General features: G+C 68.5%; 11 protein-coding genes. 9 read left to right on the top strand and 2 right to left on the bottom strand.

Annotated features, from left to right (window positions below):
* Window positions 1-64: 64 nt before the first annotated feature.
* Window positions 65-1348, top strand: a complete 1284-nt coding sequence (locus DIE17_RS19760; protein WP_124520976.1) for an MFS transporter — start codon at window positions 65-67, stop codon at window positions 1346-1348.
* Between the two features lie 146 nt (window positions 1349-1494).
* Here DIE17_RS19760 and DIE17_RS19755 read toward each other — a convergent pair whose 3' ends face one another.
* Window positions 1495-2439, bottom strand: a complete 945-nt coding sequence (locus tag DIE17_RS19755; protein WP_124487121.1) for a LysR family transcriptional regulator — start codon at window positions 2437-2439, stop codon at window positions 1495-1497.
* Between the two features lie 155 nt (window positions 2440-2594).
* Here DIE17_RS19755 and DIE17_RS19750 point away from each other — a divergent pair, with 155 nt between their 5' ends.
* From DIE17_RS19750 to DIE17_RS19715, 8 genes are all read left to right on the top strand, one after another.
* Entirely contained in the window at window positions 2595-3671 is a 1077-nt protein-coding gene (locus DIE17_RS19750) for a 4-hydroxythreonine-4-phosphate dehydrogenase PdxA (protein ID WP_124921227.1), read from the top strand.
* Window positions 3672-3732: 61 nt separating this feature from the next.
* A complete protein-coding gene (locus DIE17_RS19745) occupies window positions 3733-4905 on the top strand; it encodes an L-rhamnonate dehydratase (protein WP_124921226.1) in 1173 nt (390 codons plus the stop codon).
* An 8-nt stretch (window positions 4906-4913) separates the two neighbouring features.
* Complete coding sequence (locus tag DIE17_RS19740) at window positions 4914-5831, top strand: dihydrodipicolinate synthase family protein (protein WP_124487124.1); 918 nt, start codon at window positions 4914-4916, stop codon at window positions 5829-5831.
* A 98-nt stretch (window positions 5832-5929) separates the two neighbouring features.
* Window positions 5930-7222 carry an MFS transporter gene (locus DIE17_RS19735; RefSeq protein WP_124487125.1) on the top strand — a complete coding sequence of 431 codons (1293 nt, stop codon included), beginning with the start codon at window positions 5930-5932 and terminating at the stop codon, window positions 7220-7222.
* A 33-nt stretch (window positions 7223-7255) separates the two neighbouring features.
* Window positions 7256-8203 carry a YncE family protein gene (locus tag DIE17_RS19730; protein ID WP_044847506.1) on the top strand — a complete coding sequence of 316 codons (948 nt, stop codon included), beginning with the start codon at window positions 7256-7258 and terminating at the stop codon, window positions 8201-8203.
* Window positions 8181-9137 carry an amidohydrolase family protein gene (locus DIE17_RS19725; RefSeq protein ID WP_124921225.1) on the top strand — a complete coding sequence of 319 codons (957 nt, stop codon included), beginning with the start codon at window positions 8181-8183 and terminating at the stop codon, window positions 9135-9137. The genes DIE17_RS19730 and DIE17_RS19725 overlap by 23 nt, the downstream gene beginning before the upstream one ends.
* Before the next feature lie 126 nt (window positions 9138-9263).
* Window positions 9264-10220 (top strand): hypothetical protein, encoded by a 957-nt coding sequence (locus DIE17_RS19720; RefSeq protein ID WP_124921224.1) that lies wholly within the window; start codon window positions 9264-9266, stop codon window positions 10218-10220.
* Between the two features lie 67 nt (window positions 10221-10287).
* Entirely contained in the window at window positions 10288-10737 is a 450-nt protein-coding gene (locus tag DIE17_RS19715) for a GNAT family N-acetyltransferase (protein WP_124487151.1), read from the top strand.
* Window positions 10738-10869: 132 nt separating this feature from the next.
* Here the strand turns inward: DIE17_RS19715 and DIE17_RS19710 are convergent, their stop codons facing one another.
* On the bottom strand, window positions 10870-13755 hold the full coding sequence (locus DIE17_RS19710) for a bifunctional YncE family protein/alkaline phosphatase family protein (RefSeq protein ID WP_124487128.1): 2886 nt from the start codon (window positions 13753-13755) through the stop codon (window positions 10870-10872).
* Window positions 13756-13816: the final 61 nt, after the last annotated feature.

Here is a 13816-nt window from a genome sequence, read left to right as displayed (position 1 = left end):
ATGCTGGCCCGGCCAGTGAACGCGGCGTCATTGCAACGACGCGCACGAGAATGGAGTGAGACACATGCCGACCGATCACCGTCAACGACGCCATACGCTGTGGCTGCTGTGCGCGCTTTCGTTCATCCTCTACGTCGACCGCGTGAACCTCGCGACCGCGGCCGGCGCGATCAAGGCCGAACTCGGGCTGTCGAACACCGAACTCGGCATCGCGTTCTCCGCGTTCGCGTATTCGTACGCGATCTGCCAGATCTTCGGCGGCTGGATCGCCGACCGCTTCGGCGCCCGCATCACGCTGATCGGCTGCGGGCTGATCTGGGTTGCGTCGACCTTCATGACCGGGCTCGTGCACAGCCTCGCGCTGCTGTTCGCCGCGCGCCTGCTGCTCGGGATCGGCGAAGGCGCGACGCTGCCCGCGCAGGCCCGCGCGATCACGCACTGGTTCACGCGCGAACGGCGCGGCGTCGTGCAGGGCTTCACGCATTCGTTCTCGCGGCTCGGCAACGCGGTCACGCCGCCGATCGTCGCCGCGCTGATGACGTGGCTGTCGTGGCGCGCGGCGTTCTTCGTGATCGGCGCCGTCACGCTGGTGTGGCTCGTCTGGTGGATCGCCGGCTTTCGCGAGTACCCGCTCGGCGACGGCGGCGACAACCGTACGCGCACCGCTGCCGCCGCCCGGCCGGCACCGGCGCCGGGCCCGACGCCGTGGGGCCCGCTGTTCCGCCGGATGGCGCCGACGATCTTCGTGTACTTCTGCTACGGCTGGACCGCCTGGCTGTTCTTCACGTGGCTGCCGACGTTCTTCCTGAACGGCAAGGGCCTCGACCTGAAGTCCACCGCGCTGTTCGCATCCGGCGTGTTCTTCGCGGGCGTCGTCGGCGACACGCTCGGCGGCTGGCTGTGCGACCGCATCTACCGCAAGACCGGCAACCTCGCGCTGTCGCGCCAGAGCGTGATCGTCGCGAGTTTCACCGGCGCGCTCGCCTGCATGCTGCCGCTCGCGTTCGTGCATTCGACGGCCGGCATCGCGCTGTGCCTGTCCGGGTCGTTCCTGTGCCTCGAACTGACGATCGGGCCGATCTGGGCCGTGCCGAGCGATATCGCGCCGACGCACGCGGGCATCGCGAGCGGGATGATGAATGCGGGTTCCGCGATCGCGGGGATCCTGTCGCCGATCCTGTTCGGCTATCTCGTCGACCACACCGGAAGCTGGACGGTGCCGTTCGTCGGGTCGGTCGCGATGCTGCTGATCGGCATCGTCGCCGCGCTGCGGATCCGGCCGGATCGCGCTCTGTCGGCATCGACGCCGTCGCTCGCCGAAGCGCCGGCCGCGCCGTCGGCACGCTGACGCGGTGTGGCGGCGGTTCGCCGCGCGGTATCGGGCTTGGTCCTGCTCGGCGCGGATTGTCCCGACCTGCCCTGATCGCCGTCATCACGCACCGCGAGCGAAGCTCGCCGGTGCGTGATGCCGCAACGTAGCCGCCCCGCCTTCCATCAATCGCCCGCGCCCTGCCCGCCTTCCCGATGGAACAGCGCCAGAAACTGCTGCGCCGGAATGCTCAGCGGCCGATCACGCCGCACGAGGCTGCCATACGACGGCAGCTTCTGGTCGAGTTCGTAATCGATGATCGCAACCAGCCCGTGCGCCGCGTTGCGCTGCGCGACGGTCAACGGAATCACGCCGAGCATCCGCGAACGGTCGACGAGATTCATCGTCGTCAGGATCGACCCCGTTTCGACGAGCCCGCGCGGCATCGGCTGGTGACGCGCGCGGAACTCGCGCTCGACCACCTCGCGCGCCGGGCTGCCGGCCGGCTGCAAGATCCACGTGTAATCGAGCAGCGCGTCGAATTCGACCGGCCCCGCGCCCGCGAGCGGATGGTCGCGGCCCGCGATGATCGCGAGCGCCTCGTCGTCCACCACGCGGAAGTCGCAATCGGTGCCGACGTTGCGGCCGATCACCACCTCGAGCACGCCCTCGCGCAACTGCGGCATCAGCCGGTCGCTGGTATCGACCGCGATGTCGATCGCCAGCAGCGGATAGCGCGCCTTCAGCTGCACCAGCGCCTCGGTGAGCCGCCCCGGCGACGCCGCCATGATGCTGCCGATCGCGAGCCGCCCCGCGCTGCCGAGCTGCAGTTCGCCGAGCTCGCGATTGAGCGCCTCCATGCTGCCGCGAATCCCGCGGAAATAGCCGAGCACGCGCTCGCCGGCCGGGTTCAGCACGAGCCCGCGCCCGACACGATCGAAGAGGCGCTGGCCGAGCGCGCTTTCCAGTTCGGCCAGCATCTTCGTCGCGGCCGGCTGCGTGAGGCCGAGCTGCCCGGCCGCCGCGCGCAGCGTCGAGCATTCATCCACCGCGAGCAGCAGCGCGATCTGCCGCATCCGCAGCCGGTTCAGCAATTGGGGAGTCGAGTCTCGTCGATCGATCGAGCCCATTTCGATTACTCCAGGTTATCGATTCATCAAGAGTTTTCAATTTACCGACTCATTCCGTCTACCTAGCATGAACCCCATACACCAACGGCCACACGCCGCCACCGGAGACACCGCATGAACATGCAATCGCCCGCCGCCCGCCACGGAGACGCCGCATGACGACCGCCGCCGCCGTGCCCGCCGCTGCACTGCCCGCCGCTTCACTGCCCGTCGTCGCGCTGACCCTCGGCGACCCCGCCGGCATCGGCGCCGAACTGATCGCGAAGCTGCTCGCGCGGCCCGACGCGACGTCCCGCGCGAACCTCGTGCTGATCGGCGACCGCTGGCTGTGGGAAGCCGGCCAGCGCGTCGCCGGCGTGACGGTCGACATCGAGCCCGTCGCGTCGCTCGCCGCCGTGCGCGGCCGGCCGTCCACCGCGCGCGCCGCGTTCGTCGCGCTCGACACGATCGATCGCGCGCAGGTCACCGTCGGCCAGCCCGGCGCGGCCGGCGGCCGCTCGACGCTGACCGTGCTCGACCGGTGCCTCGACGCCGCGCTCGCCGGCGACATCGACGCGATCTGCTTCGCGCCGCTGAACAAGTACGCGATGAAGCTCGGCGGGCTCCGGCACGACGACGAGCTGCACCACTTCGCCGCCGCGCTCGGCGTGACCGGCTACTTCTGCGAATTCAACACGCTCGGCGAGCTGTGGACCGCGCGCATCTCGTCGCATATTCCGCTGAAGGATGCGGCGGCCCAGCTGAGCGTCGCGCGAATCGAACAGGCATCCGAACTGATCTACCGGTCGCTGCTCGCGAACGGCGTCGCGGCGCCGAAGATCGCGATCGCCGCGTTCAACCCGCACGGCGGCGACGGCGGCAGCTGCGGCCGCGAGGAAGTCGACATCATCGAGCCGGCCGTGCGCAAGCTGCAGTCGCGCGACTGGCCGACCGAAGCGCCGTTCCACGGCCCGTTCCCCGCCGACACGATCTTCCTGAAGGCGCAGGCCGGCGACTACCAGGCGATCGTCACGATGTACCACGACCAGGGGCAGATCGCGATCAAGCTGCTCGGCTTCTCGCGCGGCGTGACCGTGCAGGGCGGGTTGCCCGTGCCGATCACGACGCCCGCGCACGGCACCGCGTACGACATCGCGGGCCGCGGCACGGCCGACGTCGGCGCGACCTGGCAGGCGCTGCAGATCGCCTGCCGCATGGGCGCCACGCGCCGCACCCGCACCGTTTCGGCGTGACGCTCGCGCGCCAGCCGCACACGACACACACACGACAACATCGATTCCAGGAGACACCAACATGAAGATCCGCTCCGTGCGCGCCCGCGTATTCCAGTGGAAAGGCAAGACCGTTCCGCCGCAGGGCAACTTCTGCTCGAACGCGATGGACCTGCTGTACGCGCCGCAGGAAACCATGAGCACGTTCCGCTTCCATGCGTGGACGGTCGTGGAAGTCGAGACCGACGACGGCATCGTCGGCCTCGGCAACGTCGCGCTCGCGCCGCACGTCGCGAAGGCGATCATCGACCAGTACCTCGCGCCGCTCGTGATCGGCCAGGACCCGTGGGACTACGAGTACCTGAACCAGCGGATGTACCGCGCGACCCACGCATGGGGCCGCAAGGGCATCGGCATGGCGGCGATCTCGGCGGTCGACATCGCGATCTGGGACATCCTCGGCAAGAGCGTCGGCAAGCCGGTGTTCAAGCTGCTCGGCGGCCGCACCAAGGAGAAGATCCCCTGCTACTACTCGAAGCTCTACCGCACCGACCTGAAGGCGATGCAGGAGGAAGCGCAGCAATACCTGAAGGAAGGCTTCCGCGCGTTCAAGATGCGCTTCGGCTACGGGCCCGCGCACGGCCAGCAGGGCGTGGCGGAGAACCTGAAGTCGGTCGCGGCGATCCGCGAGGTGATCGGCTACGACAACGACCTGATGCTCGAGTGCTACATGGGCTGGAACCTCGAGTATGCGAAGCGCATCCTGCCGAAGCTCGAGAAGTACCAGCCGCGCTGGCTCGAGGAGCCGGTGATCGCCGACGACATCGACGGCTACGCGGAGCTGAACCGGCTGACGAGCATTCCAATCTCGGGCGGCGAGCACGAGTTCTCGCTGTACGGCTTCAAGCAGCTGCTCGACCGCAAGGCCGTGTCGGTCGTGCAGTACGACACGAACCGCGTCGGCGGGATCACGATGGCGCACAAGATCAACGCGCTGTGCGAGGCGTACAGCGTGCCGGTGATTCCGCATGCGGGCCAGATGCACAACTATCACCTGACGATGAGCACGCTCGCGTCGCCGATGAGCGAGTACTTCCCGATGTTCGACGTGGAAGTCGGCAACGAGCTGTTCTATTACATCTTCGACGGCGAGCCGGTGGCCGAGAACGGCTTCCTGCAGCTGCGCGACGACGTCCCGGGCCTCGGTCTCACGCTGAAGACCGAATTCCTCGACCAGTTCGACATCGTCGAGTGAGGCCGGCCATGCACGCACGCTACCAGGGCGTCTTTCCGGTCGCGCCGACGATCTTCGACGCGCACGGCGCGCTCGACCTCGACGGCCAGCGCCGTTGCCTCGACTTCATGATCGATGCCGGCTCGCAAGGCATCTGCATCCACGCGAACTACTCGGAGCAGTTCGCGCTCGGCGACGACGAACGCGACCTCATCACGCGCACGACGCTCGAGCACGTCGCCGGCCGCGTGCCGGTGATCGTCACGACGTCGCACTTCAGCGCGCGGATCTGCGCGGAACGCAACCGTCGGGCGCAGGCACTCGGTGCCGCGATGGTGATGGTGATGCCGCCGTACCACGGCGCGACGTTCCGCGTGCCCGACGCATCGATCCGCGCGTTCTTCCGCGAAGTCGCCGACGGCCTCGACATTCCGCTGATGATCCAGGACGCGCCCGCGAGCGGCGTCGCGCTGCCGGCGTCGCTGCTCGCGACGCTCGCACGCGAGATCGACGCCGTGTCGTACTTCAAGATCGAGACGCCCGGCGCGGCGTCGAAGCTGCGCGAGCTGATCGCGCTCGGCGGCGATGCGATCGAAGGGCCGTGGGACGGCGAGGAAGGCATCACGCTGCTCGCCGACCTCGATGCCGGCGCGACCGGCGCGATGACGGGCGGCGGTTATCCGGACGGCATCCGCCGCATCACCGACGCGTATTTCGCCGGACGCCGCGACGAAGCGTGCGAGCAATACGCGCGCTGGCTGCCGCTGATCAACTACGAGAACCGCCAGTCGGGCTTCCTGACCGCGAAGGCGCTGCTGAAGGAAGGCGGCGTGATCGCGTGCGACCGGCCGCGCGCGCCCTGGCCCGAACTGCATCCGCAGGTGCGTGCAGGCCTGCTCGACGCGGCAAGGCGGCTCGATCCGCTCGTGCTGCGCTGGGGCCGCTAGCCATCGTTTCGTACCCGCAACGCGCGTTGCGTTGCGCATCGGCGTGACGGCGGCCCGACAGAAGGCCGCCGCCGCTCATCACATGGATCGGAGACACCATGACTCTGCTGAACCCCGCCACCCCGGCCTATGAAGCCGGCGATGCCATCCCGCGCCGCCGCTGGCTGCGCGTGATTCCGCCGCTGCTGCTCGCGTGCATCGTTTCGTACATGGACCGCGTGAACATCGCGTTCGCGATGCCAGGCGGGATGAACGCCGAACTCGGCATGAACGCGACGATGGCCGGCCTCGCCGGCGGCATCTTCTTCTTCGGCTACCTGTTCCTGCAGATTCCGGGCGGCCGGCGCGCCGCGCTCGGCAGCGGCAAGAAGTTCATCGCGTGGTCGCTCGTGAGCTGGGCCGTGCTGTCGGTGCTGACCGGGCTCGTCACCCATACGTGGCAACTTTTGACGCTGCGCTTCCTGCTCGGCGTGGCGGAAGGCGGGATGCTGCCGGTCGTGCTGACGATGGTCAGCCACTGGTTTCCCGACCGCGAACGCGGCCGCGCGAACGCGATGGTCATCATGTTCGTGCCGCTCGCCGGCATGATCACCGCGCCGCTGTCCGGCTTCATCCTCGCTGCATACGACTGGCGTCACCTGTTCTACAGCGCCGGTGCGCTGTCGCTGCTTTGCCTGTTCGCGTGGCTGATGTTCGCCGACGACAGCCCGGAAACCGCGCGCTGGGTGTCGCCGCGCGAGAAGGCGTACATCCTCGACGCGCTGCGCGACGAACAGGCGCGCAAGCAGGCCGCCGGCACGCCGGCCGCCGCGTCGTTCGGCGCGATACTGCGCAACCCGACGATCTGGCTGCTGATCGCGATCAACTTCTGCTATCAGGTCGGCATCTACGGCTATACGATGTGGTTGCCGACGCTGCTGAAAAACCTCACGCACGGCGGGATGGGCAAGGTCGGCCTGCTCGCGATGCTGCCGTATGTCGCGATGGTGATCGGGATGTTCGCCACGTCGTATTTGTCGGACCGGACCGGCAAGCGGCGCCTGTTCGTGCTGCTGCCGCTCGTCGGCTTTGCCGCGTGCCTCGCGCTGTCGGTGCTCACGCATGCGTCGATGATCGTGTCGTTCGCGTTCCTGATCGGCTGCGGCTTCTTCCTGCAGGCGGCGGCCGGCGTGTTCTGGGCGATTCCGCCGAAGCTGTGCAGCGTCGAGACGGCCGGCAGCGCGCGCGGCCTGATCAACGCGCTCGGCAACCTCGGCGGCTTCTGCGGCCCGTATGCGGTCGGCGTGCTGACCCAGCACGTGAGCGCGGCCGCCGGCGTGTACAGCCTCGCCGTCACGCTCGCGGTGGCCGGCCTGCTCGCGCTGACGCTGCCCAGGCGCTGCGAAGACTGACCGGACACGCGAACGAATCAACGGAGACACACCATGAACGACATCCTGTTGCTGGTGCAGAAATGCGCCCACACCTTCAGCTTCTACGACCTCGAGACGAAAGCCGCGCTCAAGCACATCGTGCTGCCGAACTTCCCGCACGAGTTCACCGTCGACGTGAACGACCGCTTCGCGTACGTCGGCATCTTCGGGATCGAGACCGCGTGGTCGCGCGGCCATGAAGGCGATCACCGGATCGCCGAGATCGACCTCGTCGAGCGCACGCACACGCGCATGCTCGACCTGTGGCCGTACTACCGGCCGCACGGGATGGCGGCCGATCGCGACGGCCGGCTGTACGCGATGAGCGAGGCGCACGACATGCTGCTCGTGTTCGACGCGCCGACCCGGCAGGCCGTGCCGAACATGGCCGTACCGTCCGGCGGCGTGAAGACGCACCTCGTGACGCTCACGCGCGATGCGAGCCGCGCCTACGGCGTGCACCTGCTGTCGAACACGGTCACGCAATTCCATCCGCGCGACGCGACCGTCGCGCCGCGTGCGGTAATGCCCGGCCCGCGTCCCGAAGGCAATGCGCTGTCGAGCGACGAGCGCACGCTGTTCGTCGCGAATCGCGGCGACGACACGCTCGTCGAGATCGACACCGACACGATGACCTGCGGCCGCCGCGTGAAGACCCGCAGCGATCCCAACCGCATCTACCGCACCACCGCGCCGGACGGCCGCGACCTGCTGCTGCTGACCAATTCCGGCGAGCGGTCGATCTCGGTGTTCGATGCGCGGCAGCTGGAGGAAATCGAACGCGTCGCGCTGCCCGCGAACCCGACCGCGCTGTCGTTCCATCCGTCGCGGCGCGTCGCGTACGTGTCGTTCCAGGACGACTACGTGCGCGAACTCGATCTCGATGCGTGGCGGTTCGTCGGTGCATTGCCGACGCTGCGCGAACCGGATGCGTCGTATGTGCTCGCCGGCACGCGCTGAGCGGCGCGACGACGCACCGCCGCCCGACGCGATGCCGGCGGCGCTCGTCGACGCGCATCACCACCTTTGGCGGCTCGGTGCGGGTGCGCACTACCCGTGGCTGCAGGACCGGTACGATCCGGCGCACTTCATGTTCGGCGACTACGCGGCGCTGTGCCGCGATTTCGGCGTGGACGACTACCGGCACGCCGCGCAACGCGCGCCGCTCGTCGCGAGCGTGCACGTCGAGGCCGAACGGGCGCGCGACGAGGCGCTCGCGGAGACGCGCTGGCTGCACGAGGTCGCGGCCGCGCACGGGTTGCCGTCGGCCGTCGTCGCGTGGGTCGACCTGCTGGCCGACGACGCGCACGAGCGGCTCGCCGAACAGGCCGCGTGGCCGCGTGTGCGCGGCGTGCGGTTCAAGCCGCGCACCGCTGCGTCGCCGGACGCGGCCGTCGACGGGCCCGGCACGCTGCGCGACCCACGCTGGCCGGCTGCGCTGGAACGCCTGGCCGCGCATGGCCTGAGCTGGGACCTGCGCGTGCCGTTCTGGCATCTCGGCGACGCGGCCGCGCTGCTGGCCGATGCGCCCGGCGTCGACGTCGTGCTCGAACATGCCGGGCTGCCGTGGGACCGCTCGCGCGCGGGGCTCGCGCGCTGGCGCAGCGGCATGGAGGCGCTCGCCGCCTCGCCGCGCGTGACCGTCAAGATATCCGAACTCGGCTTGCGCGATGCGGCGTGGAACGACGCGGACAACGCGCGGCTCATCCGCGACACGATCGCGATATTCGGCTGGCCGCGCTGCCTGTTCGCAAGCAATTTTCCGGTGGCGGGGTTGCGGGTGTCGTATCCGGCGCTGCTGCGCACGTTCGCCCGCGCGATGGCGGACCTCGACGATGCGGCGCGCCGCGCGATCTGGCATGACAACGCGATGCGTGTGTACCGGATCGCGTGAGCGCGCTTGACGCATCGGCCGGATGGCCGGAATCGTACGTATCCGGTTGACCGCAGGATGATTCGAAAGGTATACGAAAGCATTGCGCTTCGCGCGTCGATGGCCTTTCGAGTCAACCCATCCGGCATGATCAACCGCAACGGAAACACGGCCGGCTTCGCCGCGGCCGGTACACTTGGCGACATGAGCCACTTTCGCATTACCTATGACGGGCCGGCACTCGAATCGTCCGAAATGGACGTGCGGGAACTCGCCCCCGCCCTTCTCGCCGTCGGCGACTTGCTCGAGGCCTCGGCCAAGGCGCTCTGCGGAGATCAGGTTCGGCCACAGGTGAACGTCCGGGGCAGCTTCAAGACCGGCAGCTTCGGCATCGACTTCACGCTCGCGACCTCGCTCCTCGGCAGAATGCGCGACATGCTGAGCGGTAGCGAAGGCGCGGCACTCGCCAATGCCGTCACGATTCTGACCGCGCTCGGCATTGCCGGTCCGAAAGTCGGAAAGGGCCTGTTCGCGGTACTCAAGTGGTTGCGCGGCCGCCCGATCCAGCGCGTTCGGATGAACGAACGCACCGCCGTGCTGCACGTCGATGGCGAAACGCTCGAGATCGAACTGTCCGTCCTCACGCTGCTGCGGGACGTGAGTGTCCGGGAGGCGACCACCCGTGCGCTCATGCCGCTTTCGCGCGACGGCGTGACGATTTTCTCGGCCGGCACCGACACGGACGTGTTCGAGACCGTCACCCGGAACGAGGTCGACTGGTTCCGCGTACCCGAGCAAGCCGATGTACCGATCCTCGACGAGCATCGCAAGATGGCGTTTTCGATCGTGCCGCTCGCGTTCAAGGACGACAACAAATGGCGTCTCTACGACGGTGCCGCCACGATCCACGCCGCGATCACCGATGCGAATTTCCTGACGCGCGTGGACAACAACCAGATCAGCTTCAGCAAGGGCGACGTACTCGTCTGCAGCGTGCGCGTACAGCAGTGGCAGACCGCCGACGGAGCCAAGACCGAATACGAGGTCACGAACGTCCTCGAGCATCGTCCGGCCGCGCGGCAAATCCAGTTGCCCGGCCTTTGACCGGCATGCCGCGCTCGTGAATCATGCGCTGCATGCCATCGAACCCGCTCTCGAACGCGCTCCGACCATGCCCCCTGCGATCCGCCTGCGCCCGGCGTCTGCCGCCGACCTGCCGTTCCTGCTGAGGCTCCGCCGGCTCACGATGACCGAGCATCTGCAACGCGTCGGCGCACCCACCGACGACGCAGCGCACCACCAGCGCATCGCGACGCATTTCGACGATGCGTTGATCGTCTGCGAAGGCACGAACGCCGATGCCGACTCGATCGGCTTGCTGAAGGTGACGCGCGCCGCCGGGGAATGGCACGTCCACCAGATCCAGATCCTCCCGTCGCGACAGGGCCGAGGCATCGGCGAAGCCGTGCTGCGCGAACTGCTGAGCGAAGCCGCGCGCGAGCCCGTGCCCGTATCGCTCAGCGTTCTGCACGGCAACCCGGCGCGGCGCCTCTACGAGCGGCTCGGGTTCCGGCTCCTTTCCGAAACGGACAGCAGCGCGAACCTGATATGGCACGCATGACGCCGCGCGGCCCGGCCGGCCGCACACGAGGCGCACCGAATGCCGCCGACGCAGCCCCCCGCCGCACACCTCGCAAAAAAACACGGGCCCTCCCGCCGGGAGGGCCCGCTTGCAGACCGTCCAGCCGGACGATCAGTCGTCGTCGCGGCTCGCCACCTTCTGCGTCACGCCCCTGAGCTTCGGATACGGCTGCGATCCCATCATGCCCTTCCACAACACGCGGTTGAACTGATCCGCCGGCACCTCGTCGGCATCGTCGAAGTCGAACTTCGCCGTCACCTTCGCCCAGTACGCCGCGTCATGCTTCGGCGTGACGTCCGGCCCGGCCGCGTAATGCAGGAGATTCTCGCCCGCCCCGTCGGCCAGGCGCAGCCCGGTGCCCTTCAGCGCCGTCGACGCGACGGCCGTGTAGGTCCACGACGCCGGGCCGTGCACGTCGAACACGTCGGTCATCGGCCGCTGGTACGCGGTATTCAGGTTCATGTGCTGCGTGCCGAGCACGTCCTCGATGGTGCGCAGCGCATTGACCTGGCTGTAGCGCGTCCGGATCACCGCGCCCTGCTTCACGTACGGCCCGACGATGTACGCGGGCCCGCGATGCGAATCCACGTGGTCGGGGCCGTCCTGCACGTCGTCCTCGGTCACGACGATCAGCGTGTCGTTCGCATACGGGCTCTTCGCGACGGCTTCGACCAGCCGGCCGACCGCCAGGTCGTTGTCCGCCTGCTGCGTCTCCGGCGTGTTCACGCCGGCGAGCGCCGTGCCGAACGCCCCCATGTGATCGTGCGACAGGCGCACCAGCGACAGCGTCGGCAGGTTGCCGCCCACGACGTACTGGTCGAACTCGCGTTTCCACTCGTCGAGGCGCCACTGGTCCGGATAGTTCTGGTCGAACCCGCGGAAATACACGTCCGTCATCGACGCGAGCCGCGGGTCGAGCGCCGCGGCCTGGACGACGCCGGCCGCGTGCGGATCGACGATCGGGTTCGCGGCCGTGCCGATGCTGCCGACGTTGTTCACGAGGAAACCGTAGTTGCGTACCGTGCCGCCGCCGGCCAGCACCGCGTCGAAGATGTAGCCGCGCTGGCGGCCGAACGGCGCATCGGACGACGCATGGTTGCCGGTGCCCGGAAGCAGGTTCGCCGCGCCGCCCGGCAGGGTGGCGGCCGCGTTGCTGTAGTTCGTGGTGCCGGCAGGGCCGGCCGCCGCATCGCGCTGCTGCACCGTCTCCCAGTTCACCGGCACGTTGCGGTTCGTGCCCTCGCTCTCGTACGACAGGCCGCGATTGACCGCCGCGTAGTTGATCTGCTGGGTGATCGTCTCGGTGTTGGTGACGCGCCCCTGCAGCGCCCACGACCAGCCGTCCATGCTGCCGTCGCCCGGGTTCATGAAGTTGTCGAGCGTCACGAACTGGCTCGCCAGGCGATGGAAGTTCGGCGTGATGTTCCGGCCGAACTGGGCGAGCTTCGGATCGCCGTTGGCGCCGTTGCCGATGTCGCCGAGCACCTGGTCGAACGTGCGGTTTTCCTTCACGACGTAGATCACGTGCTTGATGTGGCGGCGCAGGAAGCCCATCACTTCGTTGTCCCTGTCGTTGTCTTCCGGGCGATAGAAGTTGTTGCGCGCGGCCTGCTGCGTCAGCGTCGGCAACTCGTGGGCCGCCGGCACCGGCGCGCTCACGAGCGACGCGCGCTCGAGCTGGAACTGGTATTCGTTCGACGCGCGCGACGCGGCGGCCTGCGCGGGCGTCGCGCCGAACAGGTGGTCCGGGTTCGGGCCGGTGGTGCTCTTGCCGTTCACCACGTACATCCACGTGCCGTCGGCGCTGAACGTCACGTCGTGCGGCTCGAACGCGGTCGGAATCAGGCCGGTGACGCGATACGCGCGCTCCCCGACGAGCGGGATCACGGCGATTTCGTTCGCGCCGGCATTGGTCGCATACAGCGTGCGGCCATCGCGCGACAGCGTGACCGCGTACGTCGCCGCGCCCGTGTGCGCCTGGCCGTGCGCCAGCACGCCGGCCGGCGCGCGCGCGTCGATCCGGGTCACGACCGCGTTGGTGTTCGTGTCGATCACCGCGACCTGGTCGGCGTTGTCCTGCGCGACGAACAGCCTCGATTGCGACGCGTCGAGCGTCATGCCGAGCGCATTGCCGTCCAGCTTGATGCGCTTGAGCAGGCGGCCGCGGGACGGCGACGACACGTCGATCGCGACGATCTCGCGATCGCGATCCGACGACACGTACGCGATGCCGTTGCCCTTCATCGCGACCGCGAACGGGAACGTGCCGCCGGCATCGCCGCTGCGGCCTTCGTTGCCGGAGAAGAACGGCCGCAGGTCGTGCTCGTAACGCACGTTGCGGGTCGCGGTATCGATCACGCTGATCGAGTCGTTGTAGTTGTTCGCGACGACGAGCGTCTTGCCGTCGGCCGACAGCGCGAGCCCGGCCGCGTTCGGCTGCACGCGGATGCCGACGCCCTTGCCGGCATGGCCGAGCGCGATCGTCGTCGACAGCGCCCACGCGCCGCCCTGCTGCGCGTAGACGTAGACCGCATCGTCGCTGCCGCCGGTCGCATAGAGCGTGCTCCCGTCATGCGAAAACGCCAGGCCGACGAACGCGTTGGTCTGCTGAAGCACCTGCCTGAGCACCGGGCGCGTCTTGTTCGCGCCCGCGACGTCGTACAGGAAGATGAATTGCGTCGAGGCCGCGGTGTCGACCGAACCGTCCGGCTTGTACAGCGAGTTCTGGCCGGCGGTGATGATCGCCAGCGTCTTGCCGTCCGGGCTCAGTTGCGAGCGCACGGCTTCTCCCGCGACGAAATGCGGATAGGCCGGCAGTCCGGGATTCAGGAATTGCTGGACTGCACCGCGCACGGCGAGCGGCGTGACGAACTGACCGCTCGGCACGCGGGCGGCATCGGCGGCGTCGAAACCGTCCGCATGCGCGTGCGACGCAAGCAACACGGCCGACATGACGGCTCCGAGTCGGAGCGCGCGCTTGACCTGGCTATTTTTCATAGGAATCCTCTGTACTGATGGGGCGATTACCGTCTGACGTGTCCGGCATGATCCTGGCGTT

The sequence above is a fragment of the Burkholderia sp. Bp9099 genome (assembly GCF_003857805.1).
Classification (GTDB): Bacteria; Pseudomonadota; Gammaproteobacteria; order Burkholderiales; family Burkholderiaceae; genus Burkholderia.
The sequence above is the reverse complement of the archived record's forward strand: the minus strand, read 5'-3'. Positions and strand labels throughout refer to the sequence as shown.